The following is a 19,519-nucleotide window of genomic DNA, read 5'->3' as shown; positions in this document are numbered from 1 at the left end:
GCGACGGACGCCCGGAGGCACCTCAGGGGCTCAGGCCCGACGCCGTGCCGCGAGCACCCGCCGGGCCCGTGCCCCGAGCACCCGCCGGACCCGTGGCCCGAGCACCCGCCGTGCCACCCGGCGCAGCCGCGGGAAACGTGCCGGACCAGGCTTGAAGCCCTCGATGGTGGCCGTTTCCCGGGTCGTCGGGACGTAGTAACTGTCCGGGATGCCGGCAGCCCGGTCCCGGAAGTGCGGGTAGGCGAGGTAGGCCTTACGGCCACGGGAGTCCAGCACGAGCCCGGGAGCCTTCTTCGCCTTGACGAACTCCACCACGTCCCGGAGGAGATCGCCCCGGCCCTGGGCCACCAGATGCAGTCGCAGCCGCTCGTTGACCTTGAGCCGGGCGGCGACGCCCTCGCCCCAGTGGGCGTCCATCAGCGGCTTGGCCAGGTCGAGTTTGTGACGCCACTCCTCCTCGGTCTGCTTCAGCAGGACCGGGCCGAACTGCGGGAGCAGCGTGATCAGGAACGGCCGGACCATCAGGCTGTCGCGGCGCGGCCCGGCGGGTACCAGCTCGGCTATCAGGCCCATCAGGGCGCGGGCCGAGTCGAAGCGCAGGGTGTAACTGCCGCTCTTGGTCACGTGCTTGCCGTCGTCACGGCCGACCAGGTGGTAGCAGTCGTAGTCGGCGACGACGGAGACGCCGTCGGCGCGGAGATAGGCCTCCATCGTGAACAGCGCGTCCTCGCCGGTCTTCAGCGTCTCGTCGAAGACCATCCCGTGCCTGGTGAGTAAGTCACGGCGGAAGAGCTTCTGCGCGCTGAGCGTGAACTTGATGTTCGAGGAGAAGACGTCGGTACGGGGCTGGTTCTTGCCCCACATCGATTTCGGAGCCGTCCTGTTGACCCCGACGACCTTGCCGAGCACGACGTCCGTGCCCTGTTCGTCGGCCATGGCGACCATGCGCTCCAGGGCCTCGGCGCCGAAGTAGTCATCGGCGTCGAGGAAGAAGACGTAGCGCCCCCGCGCCTTGCCGAGGCCGACGTTGCGCGGACCGCTGGGGCCGCCCGAGTTGGCCTGCCGGACGACCGTCACGGACATGGCCGCCCGCTCGGCGAACTCCTCCAGGTACTCCCCCGTGCCGTCCGTGGATCCGTCGTCGACGGCAATGACCTCGATGCGTTCGGGTCCGAGCGTCTGGTTCTCCACTGATTCCAGGCACTTGACCAAATACGGCATCGCTTCGTATGCCCCGATGACGATCGTCACGTCAGGCTGCGGCACGTTTCCCCCTTGTTCGGAAAGTGTTACAAGAACATTTCCCGCTATTACCTCAATCGCTGCATAGAAGACGACCGGAAGGGCTATTTGGTTGCCCCGACCAACTCATTCCGTGACGCAGCTCACAGGAAACGGTGCGTGACTTACCCCCGAAGGCTCAGCGAAGACTCGGCGAAGAATGGTGGTACGCATAAGAAGCGGGCGTGGCCCCGGGGATTTCTCCCCGGGGCCACGCCCGCTTGTGCATGCGGACCGGATCAACCGGTGACCGCGGCTCCGTCCGTCTCGCCGGTCACCCGCTGGCCGGGCAGCGCGGCCGCGAGGTTCACGGCGGCGGCGGAAGCGCCGTTCTTCTGGCCGAGGTTGCGCCGCTCGGCCTGCCGCGCCAGCTCCCGAACCGCGGAGTTGAACTGGTCGATCGAGGCCGGCTCGTCCGGTCCGAGCAGGTAGCGCTTGAGCTCCTGGCGGCCGGTGGCCTGTGTGTCCGCGGCCGGGTCGATCACCGCTTCGAGCAACTCGCCGAGCTCCGCGGCAGAGTTGGACAGGATCACGGCGCCGCGCACCGCGGTGTTCTGGCGCTTGAACTCCTCCACGCCGAGTTCCGCGGAGTCCGTGACGGCGTACGGCTTGCCGCTCGCGATGAAGTCGGAGACCACACTGGAGATGTCCGAGACCATCGCGTCGGAGACGTTGAAGCAGTCGTACAGGCGCGGTTCGGCACCCGTGATGACGCGGTGCTCGGCGGTGCCGAAGGAACGCCAGTAGGCGTCGTTCCACTCGGCACGCAGCCGGGCGACCTCGGTGTGCAGGGCCATGTCGATGAGACCGTCGCGCGTGGCCTCGGCCTCGTCACCCGTCTCCTCGGAGCCGGTCAGGACCGCGATACGGGCCTCGATACGGGCCAGTTGCTCCTTGGCCGCCGCCTGTCCGGCAACGTCGGACACGAACTGCGGGTTGACGGCACGCCCGGCGCCCGCGGCCTCGACCAGCGCGGTGATCCGCTGGTGCGCGGCCTTGGCCGCCCCACTGCGGGTTCCGGTGAACGGGTGCGGCTTGTAGAGAACGCGGACCGGCGGCTCGGCCTCCAGCAGAGAGCGCACGATGTTCTCGCCCGCGAGCAGGATCGAGGTGTTGCCGGGGTTGTCGTCCCAGCCCTCCCAGGTGGGGGCGTACAGCACGGTCGGGATGCGGCCCTCGGGCACGCCCTTCCAGGTCTTGATCGGGGCCAGCTGCGGGCGGCCGACCTCGACGATGTCGTCGTCACGGACGCCGACGTCGGCTATCGCGTAACGGTCGCGGCCCGCGCGGCCCGCGGTCCACACCTCGTCGTAGACCTTGCTGAACGGGTTGACGCTGGCGAGCTTGTCGCTGTCGCCGTGACCGATGAAGACGTGCTGGATGGTGGGCACGCGCAGCATGTGGATGTTCTTGCCCACGTTCGCCGCGTAGAGCGCGACCCGCACCGTCGACAGGTCCATGTTCATCAGGTGCACCCCTCCGGGCACGCAGATGACCGGCACCGTGGTGGATGCCATGCGCTCCAGGACCGCCCGCTCGCGGAGGATGATCAGCGGCCGGGTGTCCAGCTGCTCCATCGTCTCCAGCCACATGTTGACCTGGTAGGCGGAGTCCTTGGAACCCGAGAAGTAGAGCACCGTCTCCGGACGGTACGCGCGCAGCCAGTCGTCGAGGGCCGCGAGGACCTCGTCGGCGTTCGGCGGGATCTTCCGGCCGCGCACGAACGGGACGAGAGCCACGACGTAGCCGAAGGCCAGGAGCAGCGTCACGGCGATGCCCGCGAAGCCGTAGACGCTGACGTCGGTCGCCCCGGAGATCAGGAGACCGGCGACGGCCACCAGGTCGAGGTGGAGCATCTTCTCGGTGGACCGGGAGAGCAGCCGGCGCGGCGGCGCGTCCGGGATACGGACACGTGCGCCCAGGTCGACGTTGCGGGCGGCGATGGGCATCTTGCGGCGCAGATCGATCAACGTGCCCAGCGCGGCGTGCGGTGCCTGGAAACCGAAGAGGATCAGGAAGCACGCGATGGCCGCGTAGAAGACCATGCTGCCGGACAGGTCGAGTCGTGCCAGGAGCAGGACGAGCAGCAGCTGCCGGATCAGGAACCTGATGGACAGACCGGCCCGCACCTTGCTGAGGCGGTTGACCAGGTAACTGCCGCGCCGGTGCAGATAGTGGTCCGCCAGGTACGTCACGGCGGCCGCGGCCGCGAAGGCGCCCACGCTCGGCAGGAGCGCGGCAAGCATCAGGCAGGGGAAGCCCAGCATCATGAGGGCCGCCGCCGCCAGCTCGGCCGCGCTGCCCACCCGGGCAACGCGAATAGCGGTGGAAATCACGGAGAAACCTGCTCTTGAGGGGTGAGTGCCGGTTTGATACCAAAAGTTCTTTTGATATCGAGATGAACCAAAAGCGAAGAGTGAGCTCTACGGATTCAGGCCCTTGTGAATACGCTGCAAACACGCGGACACAAAGGCCTGAATTCCGAAAGGCTATTCTTTTTTGATTATGCCACGCCGTCCTGGCGGTCCAGGACGCTGGCCAGAGCCGCCTCGAAACCGGTGGCACGGCCCGCGCCGGCCGTCGGGTCCTGCTGGCGGACGTCGATGACGTGACCGGTCAGCTCGGAGAGCAGGACGTCCAGCGAGGTCCGCGCGACGGCCTCGGAGGACAGCAGCGAACCCGCGGGCTCCTGGCCGAACGCCTTGGTGCGCATGGGGGTCGCGGTGCGCTCGGGGTTGATGCAGTTGACGCGGACACCGTCCCCTGCCCACTCGTCCGACAGCGCCTGGGTGAGGTTCACCATGGCGGCCTTGGTGGAGGAGTAGAGGCTGTACTCGGCGCGGCCGCGGGTGTAGCTGCTGGAGGTGTAGAGCAGCAGCTGGCCCTTGCTCTCGGCCAGGTACTTGTACGAGGAGCGGGCGATCTGCACCGGGGCCAGGTAGTTGACCTTCAGCGCTTCCTCGATGGTCGCGTTGTCCGTCTCGGCCAGCTTGCCGATGCGCAGCACGCCCGCGGTGTTGATGACGTAGTCGATGCGCCCGGTCTCCGCGTACGCCGTGGAGAGCGCGTCGTCGACCTCCTCGGGGTTCTCGACGTGCGTGCCGGTGGTGGAGCGGCCGAGCGCGTACGTCTTCGCGCCGTAGCTCGCGGCGAGCTCGGCTATGTCCTTGCCGATGCCGTACGAGCCGCCGAAGACGACGAGGGTCTTGCCGGTGAGCAGCTCGCGGTAGGCGGCCTCGTCGGCCTGCTCGGGCGCGGTGGTCGAGGCGAGCTGGAAGAGCTTGTCGGCGATGAAGACGTCGACGGGCTGGGTGACCTTCATGTTGTACTCGTCGCCCGCCACGACGTGGATCGGCACGTCCGGCAGGTACCTGAGCACGACCGAGCAGTCGTCCGTGGCCTGGAAGTTGGGGTCGCCGGCCGCGACCTGGTAGGCGCGCCGGATGGTGGACAGCTTGAACGCCTGGGGCGTCTGGCCGCGGCGCAGCCGGGAGCGGTCCGGGATCTCGGTGATGAACTCGCCGTCATCACCGTGGGTGCGGGTCACGATGATCGTGTCCGCGGACGGGATGGCGACGTCGACGGCCTGGTAGCGCTCCAGGGCCGTGACGCAGTCGTCTATGACGCGCTCGGACAGCAGCGGGCGCACGGCGTCGTGGAACAGGACGTTGGCGTCCTCGCCCTCGGCCAGACCCTCGCCGAGGGCGGCGATGGCGCGCTCGGTCGTCTCGTTCCGCGTCGAGCCGCCCTCGATGACACGGGTCACCTTCGTGAAGCCCGCCTTCGCGACGATCTTCTCGACGTCCGGCACATAGCCGGGGGCCATGAGCACGATGATGTCGTCGATCGAGTCGGCCTGCTCGAAGGTGGTCAGCGTGTGCTCGATGACCGCCTTGCCGGCGATCTTCAGCAGCTGCTTCGGAATCGACAGACCCACGCGCTGACCGGTGCCGCCGGCCAGGATCACTGCGGTGGTACGGGGCTTGGCAATGTGCTCAGACACAGGTGACCTACCTTGGGGCGACAGGGAACCCGGGAATGGTCCCACCTACGGTTACCGCCGTGCAAGGTGAGCGCCGCCTGCCGCATATGTGCGCGCAACCGGCTATTCACCTTGCCTGCAGGCTACTTCGAGTACGCCGGACAAATTGTCCGGATTTGCTGTGAGTAACTGCACACCTCTCGCGCGCGATTCTCACCTTCGCTTCATGCGCTTGAGGATCCGGTGACCCAGGACACGGACGAGTTCCCCCGACGGCGTCTGATGAACCGATCGGATCGCGGTAGCACGCACCGACTCCGCGGCGACCACGGCGAGCGCTCCGTACAGCGCCTGGGCGGCGGCCTCGGGGTCGATCCGCGCCGCCCCCTGCGCGAGGCCGAGCGGCGGCGACGACGACGGCGCGGCGGACAACAGGGCCGGGTCGCCCAGAACCCGTACGCGCGTGGCGCCGATCCGTTCGGCCATCTCCTCGCCGATGGCCGCGGCCGCCTCCAGAGCCCACACCGGAGTACTGATCCGGACGTCGCCCGACGACGGACGGCAGGCGTTCTTCATCCGCGGGACCGCGCCGTTGCGCACGAGTTTCGAATAGATCTCGTCCGGAAGTCCATTTCCGCGGAATTCCCTGTTGAGTATCCGCAGCATTTCGGTCTCGGCCGACGTGAGGGAACGATTGGAGGTGTCCGGGACCTCCGTCAGGAGACCGCAAGGCAGCCCGAGCAGCGACTCGAACGTGCGCATCAGACCATCGCGGTCACGGTCGTCGACCACCACGACCGTGAGGTTCGCCGCGCCGACGACCCGCGCCCAGCGCTCGACGAGCCGGTCGTGCCGGTGCCGCCGCCAGAAGCTCGGGTTGGGCTTCTCGTACGGAGCCCTGCGCAGCATGTGGTCGAGCCAGTCCTCGTATCCCATGCGCAACCCGTTCTGGACGTACTGCTGCCACTGCGAGGGCATGATCTTCGCCAGCGGGCGCAGCGTGACCAGGACATGCACGCGGTCGCGGCCCAGCTCGTCGACGATCCGCGCGACGGTCGCGTCGTCGGGGGCGTCCGCGAAGAACTCGCTGCTGATCAGCGAGGTCCGGTCGCCGGTGGCGTGCACCGCGTCGACGAGCCGCCGCCAGTGCCGCTCGGCCGGCCGGGCGTCGCCCGTCATCCCGGGACGGCCGCAGACCGCGAGGGCGGCTTCCATCGGATGTCTGCTGTGCGCGGGGAAGTCGACGCCCCGGGCGGCCATCGCGTCCTTCGCGGCGAAGAGCGCGCCCTGGATCGAGGTGGTCCCGGTCTTGTGCGGGCCGATGTGCAGCAGCCGGGTTCCGACAGGCAGCGGCGCGGCGCTCACGGGGGCTGTCGTGTCAGGTGTCGAACAGTCGGTCTCCATGGTGAGAGGACGTTAGGGACGGATGCTGAGCACGACCTGAGAATGCCCTGGGACTCCGGTGAGTCCCAGGGTTCTCCGCTCCGGGAACCGCTCACGGCACTTCCGGGACCGCTCACGACGGGCGCGGGCGTACGCCGGTGCGCCGGGCCGGATCGCACCACCGGCCCGGCGCCCGGATCACGCGACCCGTACGCCCGGCTCCCCCGCGTCGACCCGCAGACGGGCCAGAGTGCTGGAGGCGGCGTCCGGCTTCAGCACCGTCTCCGGGACGCGCACCTGGGCGTCGATCCCGTCCCGTCGGATGTCGAAGAGGTGGTAGCCGCGGTGGGCGTCGATGAACTTCCAGTGCGGGTTGTCCGGCATCCGCGGGTCCCACTGCTTGTGGAAGGCCACCTGGTCCTGGTCGCCGCCGCTGGAGATGGAGGTCCCGACGAACTCGGCGCCGACGACGTCGGAGTCCGGGTCGGCGAAGTCCTTCTTGAGGTCGCTGATCATCGTGAGGTGCCGGTCGCCGGTGAGGACGACGGGGTTGCGGATGCCCGCGAACTCCTTCATGAGGGCATTGCGTTCGGCCTGGTAGCCGTCCCAGGCGTCGTAGTACCAGAGCTTGCCCTCGCCGACCTGGAGGTCGGTCTCGGCCATCATGATCTGCGAGGCGACGATGTTCCAGCGGGTCAGTGAGTGGCGCAGGCCGCCGAGCAGCCATTTCTTCTGCGCCGCGCCGAGCATGGTGAGCGAGGGGTCCTCGGCACCCTCCTGGCCGGTCGCCTGGTCGCTGCGGAACTGCCGGGTGTCGAGGACGTTCAGCCGGGCGAGGCTTCCGAAGTCCAGCCGCCGGTACATCCGGATGTGCGGCCCGTTCGGAATCGCGGTGGCCCGGACCGGCATGTGCTCGTAGTACGCCTGGTAGGCGGCGGTCAGCCGGGCCGTGAACGCGTCCTGGGTCTGCTTGTCCGGGTCCTGCGGGATCTGTCCGGCGAAGTCGTTGTCGACCTCGTGGTCGTCGAAGGTGACCACCCAGGGGGCGTTCGCGTGCATCGCCGCGAGGTGCGGGTCACTGCGGTACTGGGCGTACCGGTTGCGGTACTGGACGAGGGTGTACGGCTCCCCGGTGCCCTCGTGGCGGCGCACGGCCGTCGCCGACGGTGAGGACTCGTAGATGTAGTCGCCGACGAACAGGACGACGTCGGGGTCCTGGCCGAGCATGTCGGCGTACGGGGTGAAGTAGCCGTTCTGCCAGTTCTGGCAGGAGGCGAGCGCGACGCGCAGCGAGCCGACCGCGCTGTAGGGGCGCGGCGCGGTACGGGTGCGGCCGGTCGGTGAGAGCCGGCCGCCGGCGCGGAAGCGGTACCAGTACGCGCGGTCCGGGCGCAGCCCGCGTACGTCGACGTGGACGCTGTGGCCGTACTCCGGACGCGCCTGCGCGGTGCCGCGGCGCACCGACTTGCGAAAACGGGCGTCCTCGGCGATCTCCCAGTCGACCGGTACCACGCGGTCGGGCATGCCGCCGCCGTTCAGCGGGTCCGGGGCGAGCCGGGTCCACAGCACGACGCCGTCCGGCAACGGGTCGCCGGAGGCGACACCGAGGCTGAACACGCCCTCGGGCAGGGGCGTTCCGACCGCGCGCGCGGTGCCGGGCAGCCAGAGCTGGGTGGAGGCGGCGGCGCCGAGCACGGCGGCCGAGGCGGTGAGAAAGTGGCGTCGATCGCGTGAGACGGCTCCGGACATCGGCGAACTCCCTTGCGTCGGTTGCCTCTTGGACACCGAAAAGCTCACACCGCGCAGCAGCCCGCCTCTTGAACAAAACGCATCATAGGCATGACAAATGCACGAGCAACGAACGACTCGCCACGGCAAGGGGTTCTGACGTTCTTTCAGCGGACTCCGCCGGAAACTCCCCGGCGGCCCGGCCCCATCGACGGAGCCGGCCCGCTCCTGGGACTCCGGGGCGGAAGGGAGCGGCTGCGCCGAAGGCCACCGGGCCGGCCGAAGCGGCGGGGAATCGCGGCACCCGCACGGGGCCGTGCCCGAAGGGGACGGGGAACGACGGCACCCGCGCGGGTCGGCGCCGGGTGATCGCGACGGCGACCGGCGGGCGTGGCCTCGGCCGTGCGGACCCCGGGCACGTCGGCTCGGGGCACGTCGGCTCGGGCGGCCCGGAACGCAGAACGGGCGCGGAGAGGAAAATCCTCTCCGCGCCCGTCACATCTCCCGGCCGGGTTCGGCCGGTCGCCTAGAACGGCTCGAAGTCGTCGTACTCCTTCTGCGACTCGTCCCGCTCCGCCTGCTTGTCGCGGCGGCGCTGGGCGGCGGGGCGAGGCTCCTCGAGGCGGTGGTCCTCGCCACGGCGGCCGAGCATCTCCGCACCGGCCATGACAGTCGGCTCCCAGTCGAAGACGACCGCGTTCTCCTCGGGGCCGATGGCGACGCCGTCGCCCGAGCGGGCGCCCACCTTCATCAGCTGCGCCTCGACACCGAGACGGTTGAGGCGGTCGGCGAGATAGCCGACGGCCTCGTCGTTGTTGAAGTCGGTCTGGCGGACCCAGCGCTCCGGCTTCTCGCCGCGCACGCGGAAGAGGCCGTCCTCCTCCTGCACCACGGTGAAGCCGGCGTCGTCGACCGCCTTCGGGCGGATGACGATCCGGGTCGCCTCCTCCTTGGGCTTCGCGGCACGCGCGGCGGCGACCATCTCGGCGAGCGCGAAGGACAGCTCCTTGAGGCCCATGTGGGCGACCGCGGACACCTCGAAGACGCGGTAGCCGCGGCTTTCCAGGTCGGGGCGGACCATCTCCGCGAGGTCCTTGCCGTCCGGTACGTCGATCTTGTTGAGGACGACCATGCGCGGACGCTTGTCCAGGCCGCCGTACTGCTTCAGCTCCTCCTCGATGATGTCGAGGTCGGAGATCGGGTCGCGCTCGGATTCGAGCGTGGCCGTGTCCAGGATGTGGACGAGCACACTGCACCGCTCGACGTGGCGCAGGAACTCCAGGCCGAGGCCCTTGCCCTGGCTGGCGCCGGGGATGAGGCCGGGCACGTCCGCGATCGTGTAGACGGTCTCGCCCGCCGTCACCACGCCCAGGTTCGGGACGAGGGTCGTGAAGGGGTAGTCCGCGATCTTCGGCTTGGCGGCGGAGAGGACCGAGATCAGCGAGGACTTGCCGGCGCTCGGGTAGCCGACGAGGGCCACGTCGGCGACGGTCTTCAGCTCCAGGACGATGTCCTGCATGCCTCCGGGCACGCCGAGCAGCGCGAAGCCGGGCGCCTTGCGGCGGGCCGAGGACAGCGCCGCGTTGCCGAGGCCGCCGCGGCCGCCCTCGGCGGCGACGTACGTGGTGCCCTGTCCGACGAGGTCCGCGAGGACGTTGCCCGCCTTGTCGAGCACGACCGTGCCGTCGGGCACGGGCAGGACGAGGTCCTGGCCGTCCTTGCCGGAACGGTTGCCGCCCTCGCCGGGCTTGCCGCTGGTCGCCTTGCGGTGCGGTGAGTGGTGATAGTCGAGCAGCGTGGTGACGGACTGGTCGACGACCAGGATCACGTCACCGCCACGGCCACCGTTGCCGCCGTCCGGGCCGCCGAGCGGCTTGAACTTCTCCCGGTGTACGGAGGCACAGCCGTGACCTCCGCTACCCGCGGCGACATGCAGCTCGACGCGGTCCACGAAGGTGGTCATGTGGGGTGCCTCCAGCACTTCGGTTACATCGGTTACTTCAGTGCGTACGTACTTCGGATACTTCAGTACGTACGGGAATGTCTCTTGCGTAACACGCGAAAGGCGGACCCTCTTCCCGTGGGGGAAGTGAGGTCCGCCTCGCGAGGAACTCTGTTCTACGGAGCCTGGGCCCCGAGGCACCCGACCCGGTCCGCGTGGAACCGGATCAGCCTCGACGGGACTCGATCAGGCGACCGGAACGATGTTCACGACCTTGCGGCCACGGTGCGTGCCGAACTCGACCGCACCGGCGGCCAGCGCGAACAGCGTGTCGTCCTTGCCACGGCCGACGCTGACGCCGGGGTGGAAGTGGGTGCCACGCTGGCGGACCAGGATCTCACCGGCGTTGACGGTCTGACCGCCGAAGCGCTTCACACCGAGCCGCTGAGCGTTGGAGTCGCGACCGTTCCGAGTGGACGATGCGCCCTTCTTGTGTGCCATGTCTCAGTCCCTACCCTTACTTCGCAGCCGCGGGGATCTCAGTGACCTTGATCGCCGTGTACTGCTGGCGGTGGCCCTGACGACGGCGGTAGCCGGTCTTGTTCTTGTAGCGAAGGATGTCGATCTTGACGCCCTTGTGGTGGTCCACGATCTCGGCCTGGACCTTGATGCCCGCGAGGACCCAGGGGTCGCTCGTCACGGCTTCGCCGTCGACAACGAGCAGGGTCGAGAGCTCGACCGTGTCGCCAACCTTGGCGGTGGGAATCTTGTCAACCTCAACGATGTCGCCGACAGCAACCTTGTGCTGGCGACCACCGCTGCGCACGATGGCGTACACGCGGATCTCTCTTTCGCTCGGAACGGACCCCGCAGTCCAGCCGCCGACTCGCGCGAGCGGCCTCTCCCGGAGGACGGAGCGCGAAGCTCGCGTCACCAGGAGGAAGAGGTTTACGGGGGTGCGGCGCGTCAGGGGACACGCCGACGGTCAAGGTTACGGGGCCTGGCCTGAGGGGTCAAACCGGGCCAGGCCTGCCGATCGCGTGACCTCTGGCCGGCCTTGGGATGCTCGCTCTGCTCTACGGCGAACTCGAGGGTGTCGAGGTCGAAGGGCATCGGAATCCGCGCAGGCCGCACGAAGGGAACGCCGGGTCCGGAGCCGGAGCAGCAGGAGCCCAACGTGATAGCGGGCGCCGCCCAGCAGCGCGGCGGAAAAGCGATCGCCCCGAATCAACCTCAGCGGCACCTTCACCACACTCCCCGCAAGGCCGCCCTCCGTCCCATCCGCTTCCGCACCATCCGGCACTCCACCTCCACCGCCAAGCCATCGACACCCTGAACGACGCCCTCAGCCCAACCGACGACGACGCTGGCGACCCAGCTGGCGCAGCCGTCGTCCGCTGACGTTGCCGTCAAAACACCAAAGGCCCCCTCCACAACAACATTGCGGAGGGAGCCTTCGATTATTCGACCGAAGGGATCGATCTGCCGGTTCCTTGCGATCTAATTTCGACGACCCTAATCAATCGAATCGCAAGTTACTATTCTATGCTTCTTGGTCATGCAGAGGCGAAATCGCACCTTCGTCGAACTCCCAGAAGTTCCTGGACTCCCCTTCCCGCAAAACGGCGCGTACAGCTTCATAATCCACCTTGCCGGGAATATCAACTGCGATCATCCCGTCCATGGCAGTCTCGTGAATCTTCGCTCCGAGGCGGACCAGTTCGCGCCTGAGATTATCCTCGGGATCCGAGCCAGCCGCCCGAAAGAAGATCACGCGAACCGTCGAATGGCCGCTCGACTCGATGATGGAATCTACCCAGATCTGCTCAGGCGACCCGTGATGCACGACGCGGACGACGTCCCCGACCGCCAGCCGCTTGGCGAAAGCGGGCGGGGAGGCGAGTTCACAGAGGTGATCCCCCAAGGACTTCACTTCTACCTCTTCGAAGGCGACCGGTGGCCATCCGCCTTCGACGGTCAATCGGACATGAACCTTGATCGTGCGCTCCATGTGTCGCCTTTCTTGATCTGCCACGCAAGCCAGGCGCAGGCTCACCATGGTTGCGGACCGTCGCTTTTGAGCCTGTTGCAAACGCGGCACGTCGCTTGACCGTTTGATGGATCACCCGAGCCACCATCGGCTTCAGCGTCGACGTGATCCACTTGGGCCTCGTTGGTAGGAGGCGTTACATCCTTCATCGACTTCGCAGGGTAGACGAGTTCGACATCGCAGTTCGGGTTGACGCATCTTGCGATCCCGTCTTCATGCCCCAGCGCATTGCGTTGAATAACCTCATCCTTGCCAGCCGGCGTGAAATTCTGTCCGGCGCGCGTCCCAGCCTTTCCTCCGCGCCCTTCCTTCGGCTTGAAGCCGGGCCGAACCTTGCAGAGTTCACCAGCAGTTCCGTACTTGGCATTGTGAACCAGAAGCGGGGTGTCCCCGGCCTCCACATAGTACGTGTGCAGATCACTGACCGTGAGGTTGTGGACCGTGGCTGTCAGCACCGTCCAACGCTTGACTGCCTCGATGCGGACCCGCGTCCCCGTGCTGGTGCTCAGCCACTCACCCGGCTTGAGGTCAGTGGCCTGGAACCATGCACCGAGTTCCGGCACCCAGAAGGGGTGGCCGTCGGTCGCAGTGACCGATGCGGTCTTGGTCCCCTTCTTGCCATCGGTGTCGACGGTGACCTTGACGAGGTGCTTGAGGCCGGTGCCCTTGATCTCCGCCGTGACCGTCTCGGTTTTAGTCTTGCCCGTTTCAGGGTCGGTGGCCACGACCTTGTCGCCTATATCGACGTCTTCGATCTTCTTGGTCGAACCATCGGCCATCAGTACGAGCGTGCCCGGCACGAAACTGTTACAACTTGCGGCCACCCCTTCAGCCTCTGCGGCAGCCTTTTCGCTCTTTCGCCAGCCCTTGAACTCCTTCCACAGCTTCTTGCCGAGACCGACGATCCGCTTGGCTACGGCCGCGGCCTTTGTCCAGCGGAACACGTACTTGGAGGCCAGACGTGCGAGGGGACCACCGCCTATCAGCGAACCGACGACGTTGGCAACGGTGGAGCCGCAGGCGCCGATGTTGCCGGTGGTGAAGCAGTCGAGTGCGTCGGTGATGCCCAGCTCGTCGGCGATGATCGAGGCGAGTTCCTTGGCGATGGCGATCGCTCGGGCCTTGGCCGCGTCCTCCTTGGCACGGGCCTCGTCGGCCTTCTGCTGGGCGGGCGTGTAGGAAGCACCGTAGTCAACGGTGTCCGCCACCGCGCCGGGGTGCTTCTTGGGCCCCGGCCCGCACTCGTTCCAGCCACCCACACAGTCCGCCATCCGCAATCCCGAAGCATCGCTGAAGCTGATGGGACTGTTGTTGGCGTAGGCGTAGCCGTTGATCTGCTGGGGGTCGTTGTAGTCGACGATCGGGTCCGCGGAGATGAAGCGGCCCGTATCGGAGTCGTACTCGCGTGCTCCCAGTGTGGTGAGGCCAGTGGAGGCCTGGACGGTGCCGCCTACGAAGCCCTTGTCATTGACCCAACCGCTCGGCGAGGACGAGGAGTCGTCGCGCGTGTTACCGAAGGGGTCCATGCGCCGGCGGGACGTGACACCCGTCTTCGCATCGGCGGACATCTCCGCGGTGCCCTGGTGGTCGGAGGCGAGGAAGTGCACTCCGGTCACGTCCCGCATGGCCACCGTGGTGGAGCCGAACGTGTAGTAGCGGGTCGCGGTGACCTTGGAGGTGGCCTTGTCGAGATGCAGTTCCATACCCGGCAGATAGAACGTCGATTCCTTCGACGTCTTCCGCATCAGGCGTGCGCCGGTGGCGTCGTAGGTGTACGACGTCGCTGTGCCATCGGCGTTGGTGACCTGGGTCAGTTTGTTCTGCTTGTCCCAGTCCAGGGTTTGGGTGTCACCGGACAGAACCCGTGTGTGGGTGTTGCCTGTTGCGTCGTAGGTGTAGGTGTCCTGGGAGGTGACCTCCGGGGTGGTGCTGGTGGCCGTCGTCTTCTCCACGACGGAGGAGACGGTGTGCGGGCCGGAGTTGGCGCCGTTGGGGCCGGAGCCCTGGCCGTACTTGTAGGTGCGGGTCGCGGTGCCGGCGCCGTTCAGGCCGTGGCGCACCTCGCTGGTGCGGTTGCCGATCGAGTCGAAGCCGTACTCGGTCCAGTAGGGGGCGACTCCGCCGACCGTTGTCGATGACGCTCCCGCGGCGCAGGCCGCGTCGGTGCTGCCGGTTCCCGAGGCGCCGTTGGGCGTCGCGGACGAGGTCCAGGCACTGGTGAGGCGGCGCAGTCCGTCGTAGGTGTAGCACTGGACGTCGCGTGTGCCGCTGCTGGGGGTGTCGGCGATGGAGAGGATGTTGCCGGTGGCGTCGTAGGTGTAGTCGGCGTCGTAGGCCGCGGTGGTGTTGCCCTCGACCCGGAAGGAGGAGTTCTTGAGCCGGTCGGTGCCCTGCTCGTAGTTGTAGTTCAGCCAGGCTTTCTTGTCGGTGCTGCCGCCGGTGAACAGCTCCATCGTCTCGAGGTTCGAGGTGGGCGAGTACGTCACGCTCGAGACGTAGCTGAGGCCGCCGAGGGAGGTCTTCAGGCCGGCGGGTCGTTGCAGGTCGTCGTACTGGTAGCCCAGTGATTCGCCTGTCAGGTCCGCGGCTGCCGGAAGACCCTGGCCCTGGACCGTGCCGTCCTTGTTGTACTGGGTGGTGAACTCGTAGGTGCCGCCCAGTTGCGGTTCGGCGGTCTTGGACAGGGTGTACTTGGTCGAGGTCGGCTTGTAGTCGTTGGTCTCGTCGAGAACCGCGTTGATCACCGACGAGTAGACGGCGCCGTCCTTGTACGTGTATGTGCCGTACACCTCGCCCTTGGCCACGGTGTCGTACTTGATCACCGAGAGCTTGGTGCCGGTGTCGGCTTCGCCCTGCCAGGTCGATACGGGACGGCCGAGCTCGTCGTACTTGGTCGACGTCTTGGTGCCGTTGATCGTGGCCGAGGTCTGGCGGTCCATCACGTCATAGGTGAACGTGCTGGTTCCGGTGTCGGGGTCGACGGCCTGCTTCTTGCGGCCCAGTTGGTCGTACTCGTACGTCCAGGCGTTGCCCGCGTCGTCGGTGACCTTCGAGAGCTGGCCGGCGGAGGTGTAGTCGTACTTCGTGGTGACGGCGCTGCCGCCGGTGGGGTACTCGATCCGGGTGGTCGCCTGCTCGCGGGCGTCGGTGACGACCGTGGTGGCGGGCTGGCCGGCGGGCGGGTTGGTGGTGGTCCGGTCGCCGCCGTAGGTGTAGGTGGTGCGGTACTTCTCCGTGCCGGCCACGTTGAAGACCGAGGCTGTCGTCCGGCCGGCGCCGTCGTACTCGGTGACCGCCTGTGCGTCCACGTCTTCGTTGCGCGGCAGGAAGAGCGTGGAGGACGGGTCACCGGAGGTGTAGTAGGTGTCGTTGACCTTGACGACGCGGTTGGAGCCGTCATAGACGGTGTCGGCAACCATGCGGCCGCCGCCCTGACCCTCGGTCTGCTCCTGGCGTGGGCGCAGCAGTCCGTCGTAGAGGGTCCACTCGCTGCCGTAGGAGGTGCCGTCGTTCTCGATCTTCTGGGTATGGACGGCGGTCGGACCCTGGTCGCCGCGGATCAGGTAGTCGTACTTGATCGACGGGGTCAGCCCGATGCGGTCGGGGAGCCAGACGGAGGTGAGACGGCCCAGGCCGTCGTAGGCCAGCTCGGTGCGCTTGCCCTTCTCGTCGATGTTGGCACTCGGCATGCCCCAGGAGGTGGCGTACTCGGTCGAGGTCGTCCAGCCCAGGGTGTTGGTGACGGTGGACTTGGTGGCCAGGCCGTAGGCGTTGTCCGTGTAAGTGGTCGTGTTGGTCTGCGAGTCCGCGTCGGTGGCCGTCTTCGGTCGGCCGTAGGTGTCGTACGTCATCGTCGCGGTCGTCTGGTAAGTGGCCTGGGTGCCGTTGTGTGCGCTCAGCCGCTTGTTGGTGGTCGGGTCACCCTTGGTCGGGGCCGCGCCCAGGACCGTCGTGCCGTCGTACAGGATCAGGTCGTCCGAGATGACCTGGGTGGCGCGATTCGGAGTGGTGGCGCAGTCGACGGAGACGGTTTCGGTGCGCGAGACGTAGGCGTACAGGTGTGCGCTCGCGTTGTCCGCGTACTCGGTACGGGTGCACTGGTTGTCGGCGACGCCGACTTCACCCGCGTCGTCGACCTTGGTGATGCGGCCGGTGACGTCGTCGAAGATGTTGGTCGAGCGGGTGTTGCGCCAGCCGCCCGCGGCGAGCGCCGTGTAGGTGTTGGTGACGCCCTTCTGCATATAGCGGGCGCGGGTGGTGCCCCAGTCGTGGGTGTCGGTCGCGGTGACGGCGGTCCAGGGCTCGGTGACGGACCTCTCGGTGATCTTGTCACCGTTGTAGGTGACCGTCTCCAGCTCGAACCCGGCCTTCCACTCGGAGTCGGTGTAGGTGACACCTGCGGAGTCGGTCACGTCCACGGAACGAGTGGCACCACTCTTGCTGACGTCGCCGTCCAGACCACGGAAGAAGGTGTGCTCGGTCTTGGTGTTGGAGGCCGCGTTGGTGCCGGCGGAGGTCTCGACACGGACCTTGCCGTAGCCACGCCAGTCGCCCCAGGTGCGGTACTCGTCCTTGGTGATGCCGTCGGCCTTGGCCTTGCGCCAGCCCGCGTCGCCCAGATACGTGTACGAGGTGACCTGGTTGGGGCCGCCGCCGGTCAGGTCGTTCTCGACGACCGACGCGACCACGTACTTGTGGAACCAGTCCACGATCGGGTCGGACACACCCGGGGGATTCCACTTGACCGGGAAGCAGCGCTTGGTCGAGGAGTCCTCGGCCGGCAGGTTGCTGGGCGTGCACTGTGTGTCGGCGTAGTTGACGCTGAGGACACTGCCCGCCTCGCTCTTCACCGAGGAGAGCCGGAAACGGTAGAAGGGCTGCAGGTTGTCGCCGGTCACGTCGACGCGGTTGGCGAGTTGCTGGCCGCCGAGCTCGACCGTCGGCAGGGAGACGTCGGTGCCGACCTTGCCCGTGTGGTGGATGGCGTTCAGCCACAGCGACTTGGAGGCGTCACCGTTGTCGGTGAAGCTGTGGGACAGGCTCCACTCGTCGACCGGGGTGTAGGTGGCGTCACCGGTACGGATCTGCGTCGTGATCTTGGTGAGCTTCTTGCGGGTCCAGAACGTCGGCGAGTTCTGGCCGGGGCACTTGGTGTCGGCCTTGCAGTTCTGGTCCCAGGGCACGTCGGGCCAGTCCGCCGCCGTGGAGTCCGTGAGCGCGCCGGTCGAGCAGTCGGTCAGATCACCGATGCAGCGTTCCGCGGTGGTGAACACGACCTGGGCGGCCGGCTTGGTGGAGTAGGCCTTGCCCTCGCGCTGGCCGTAGTCGACGCGCTTGAGGTAGCCGCCACGGACATACGACTTGCCGTTCTCGGTGGTCTTCAGACCCTGGGTGTAGTAGTTCGTCTCTTTGCCGTAGAAGTACGACATGACGTTGCCGTGCGGGTCGATGACGTGGTCGAGGTTCCAGCGCCAGGCCTGCGTGCAGTAGGCGTTGGCGAAGGTCGCGTCGTAGCAGGGCTCACCGGAATCGTCGCCGTAGACGGGGACGGTCCAGGTGGAATCCGTCGTCTCATTGCCGCTGGCGTAGCCGGGCAGCTGGTTCAGACCGAAGAAGTACTGGGTGCCGTCGCCGGTCGTGATCTTCCAGTACTCGCCGTTGTTGTCGCCGTTGGTGGCGCCGGTCAGGTGCTCGACCTTGGAGTTGTCGTCGTTGCTGACCCGCCACTGGCCACTGGTGCCGTCCTTGACGAGCTCGCCGGACGTACCACCGGCCAGTGCGAGGGAGGCGTTGTCGAACGCCCAGCACTGGTCGCCGAGGTTGGCGGCCTGACCGTCGTCGGAACAGCCCTTGTAGCTGCGCTCGATGTAGCCGGGTTCATAGGAGAAGCCCTGGCCGACCCACGAGCCCTGGTTGTTCGTGGCCGCGGTCTGGCCGTCGATCGACTGCGAGTTGTAGCCCAGACCGACAGAGGGCTGCAGGCCGCCGGGGACCGGCGGAGTGGTGAGGGGGTAGGACCAGGTGAAAGCGCCCGAGCTGGTGTCGACTCCCCACTCCGAGGACGGAGAGAGGCTGGTCGCCTTATAGTTGCCCTGGTCGCCACCGCTGCTCGCGGTGGCCGCGAGCACGGTGGCCGAGGCAGCGCCGGCCGCCGCGGTCATCAGCTGGGAGCTGGTTCCCGACGTGTCACCGGCCGCGGCGACCTTCGCCGTCAGCGTCTGCCGCGCCGCGTTGTTGCTGCTCTTCAGATACGTCGGGACCGAGCAGCCCTTCTTCTCGGGCGTGGTCAGCACACACTCGGGGTACTGCGCGAGTCGCAGCCGGGAGCCGTAGCCGCCGCCGTAGGCGTCCGCGAAGTCCGAGTAGTCCAGGGTGACCTGGGCGTCGCCCTTGGCGCTCTCGCCGTCCGTGCGGGCGACGGTGAACAGGACTCCGTCCACGCCGGCGGCCTGGGCCGCCTTGCGGCCCAGCACCTCGACGCGCACGGAATCGGCGCTCTTGTCCCCTCCGACGGCCTTGGCCGTCAGGGGCAGGCCGGCGGCCTTGGCCGCTCTGCCGGAGAGGGCGACCTCGGCGTCGCCCGCCTTGGGCCAGTGGGCCTCGGCGGCGTGCTTGACCGCGGCCTTCTCGGCCGCGTCGGCCTTGTTGTACTTCTTGGCCTTGGCGTTCTTGCCACGGACCGGGTCATCGAGATCGGTCTGGGACTTGGGCCTGGTCTGCCCGGTGGCGGCTGCGGCGTCGACCGGAACGAACTGCGGGAGCAGCCCTATGGACAGCGCCAGACCGAGGACCAGCGCGGTGCGGCGAGTGCCGCTGCGCCGGCCCGGTCTGGCAGACCGGAACCATGGGGGCGATGACATGACATCTCCAGGTGAATCGAACAGCCGGCATCGGGCGATGGCGGCATCGGGGAGCGGTTCAGAAGCGGGAAATCCCGAGGCCGAAAACAGTTGGGACTGGGGGAAATCGGCCCACGGAAGCTGTCGGAATCGAAGGGGCGACGTGAGGAAGCGGCCGGAGCCGAGGAAATCCACGTCAGGAAGCAACAGGACGTGTGGACGGGTAGCTGTGTGCCGCCCGTCCACACGTCCGGAGTTCGGGCGGACCCCGCGCCCCCGAAGGGGCGCGGGACCGTGCCGTCGGCGGTTCCGCC

10 protein-coding genes are annotated in these 19,519 nt (G+C 67.6%); all 10 read right to left on the bottom strand.

Features of this window, described 5'->3' with window-relative positions; all coding sequences use genetic code 11:
- Positions 1-30: 30 nt before the first annotated feature.
- Positions 31-1,221 (bottom strand): glycosyltransferase family 2 protein, encoded by a 1,191-nt coding sequence (locus OG780_RS27550; protein ID WP_443062333.1) that lies wholly within the window; start codon positions 1,219-1,221, stop codon positions 31-33.
- Positions 1,222-1,520: 299 nt separating this feature from the next.
- Complete coding sequence (locus OG780_RS27545) at positions 1,521-3,617, bottom strand: hypothetical protein (RefSeq protein WP_328452563.1); 2,097 nt, start codon at positions 3,615-3,617, stop codon at positions 1,521-1,523.
- 167 nt (positions 3,618-3,784) lie between these two features.
- Positions 3,785-5,284: a bifunctional cytidylyltransferase/SDR family oxidoreductase gene (locus tag OG780_RS27540; protein ID WP_328452561.1), complete on the bottom strand. Its 1,500-nt coding sequence runs from the start codon at positions 5,282-5,284 to the stop codon at positions 3,785-3,787.
- Between the two features lie 192 nt (positions 5,285-5,476).
- A complete protein-coding gene (locus OG780_RS27535; protein ID WP_328452559.1) occupies positions 5,477-6,667 on the bottom strand; it encodes a hypothetical protein in 1,191 nt (396 codons plus the stop codon).
- Positions 6,668-6,844: 177 nt separating this feature from the next.
- Positions 6,845-8,395 carry an alkaline phosphatase D family protein gene (locus tag OG780_RS27530; protein ID WP_328452557.1) on the bottom strand — a complete coding sequence of 517 codons (1,551 nt, stop codon included), beginning with the start codon at positions 8,393-8,395 and terminating at the stop codon, positions 6,845-6,847.
- Between the two features lie 505 nt (positions 8,396-8,900).
- A complete protein-coding gene (gene obgE, locus OG780_RS27525; protein WP_328452555.1) occupies positions 8,901-10,337 on the bottom strand; it encodes a GTPase ObgE in 1,437 nt (478 codons plus the stop codon).
- Positions 10,338-10,562: 225 nt separating this feature from the next.
- Positions 10,563-10,817, bottom strand: coding sequence for a 50S ribosomal protein L27 (gene rpmA, locus OG780_RS27520; RefSeq protein WP_037618784.1), 255 nt, complete (start codon positions 10,815-10,817; stop codon positions 10,563-10,565).
- Positions 10,818-10,833: 16 nt separating this feature from the next.
- Positions 10,834-11,154 (bottom strand): 50S ribosomal protein L21, encoded by a 321-nt coding sequence (rplU, locus tag OG780_RS27515; RefSeq protein WP_164320786.1) that lies wholly within the window; start codon positions 11,152-11,154, stop codon positions 10,834-10,836.
- A gap of 705 nt (positions 11,155-11,859) precedes the next feature.
- Positions 11,860-12,327 carry a DUF4265 domain-containing protein gene (locus OG780_RS27510; protein WP_328452551.1) on the bottom strand — a complete coding sequence of 156 codons (468 nt, stop codon included), beginning with the start codon at positions 12,325-12,327 and terminating at the stop codon, positions 11,860-11,862.
- A 41-nt stretch (positions 12,328-12,368) separates the two neighbouring features.
- Complete coding sequence (locus tag OG780_RS27505) at positions 12,369-19,226, bottom strand: polymorphic toxin-type HINT domain-containing protein (protein ID WP_328452549.1); 6,858 nt, start codon at positions 19,224-19,226, stop codon at positions 12,369-12,371.
- Positions 19,227-19,519 lie beyond the last annotated feature (293 nt).

The sequence above is a fragment of the Streptomyces sp. NBC_00386 genome, from assembly GCF_036063235.1.
Lineage (GTDB): Bacteria > Actinomycetota > Actinomycetes > Streptomycetales > Streptomycetaceae > Streptomyces.
This window is presented reverse-complemented; position numbering and strand designations above follow the sequence as displayed.

Bases quoted from the DNA above. Each gene is read 5' to 3' on its own strand.
- OG780_RS27550 (WP_443062333.1), bottom strand. From the start codon at position 1,221: ATGCCGTATTTGGTCAAGTGCCTGGAATCAGTGGAGAACCAGACGCTC.
- OG780_RS27535 (WP_328452559.1), bottom strand. From the start codon at position 6,667: ATGGAGACCGACTGTTCGACACCTGACACGACAGCCCCCGTGAGCGCC.
- OG780_RS27530 (WP_328452557.1), bottom strand. From the start codon at position 8,395: ATGTCCGGAGCCGTCTCACGCGATCGACGCCACTTTCTCACCGCCTCG.
- obgE (WP_328452555.1), bottom strand. From the start codon at position 10,337: ATGACCACCTTCGTGGACCGCGTCGAGCTGCATGTCGCCGCGGGTAGC.
- rpmA (WP_037618784.1), bottom strand. From the start codon at position 10,817: ATGGCACACAAGAAGGGCGCATCGTCCACTCGGAACGGTCGCGACTCC.
- OG780_RS27510 (WP_328452551.1), bottom strand. From the start codon at position 12,327: ATGGAGCGCACGATCAAGGTTCATGTCCGATTGACCGTCGAAGGCGGA.
- OG780_RS27505 (WP_328452549.1), bottom strand. From the start codon at position 19,226: ATGTCATCGCCCCCATGGTTCCGGTCTGCCAGACCGGGCCGGCGCAGC.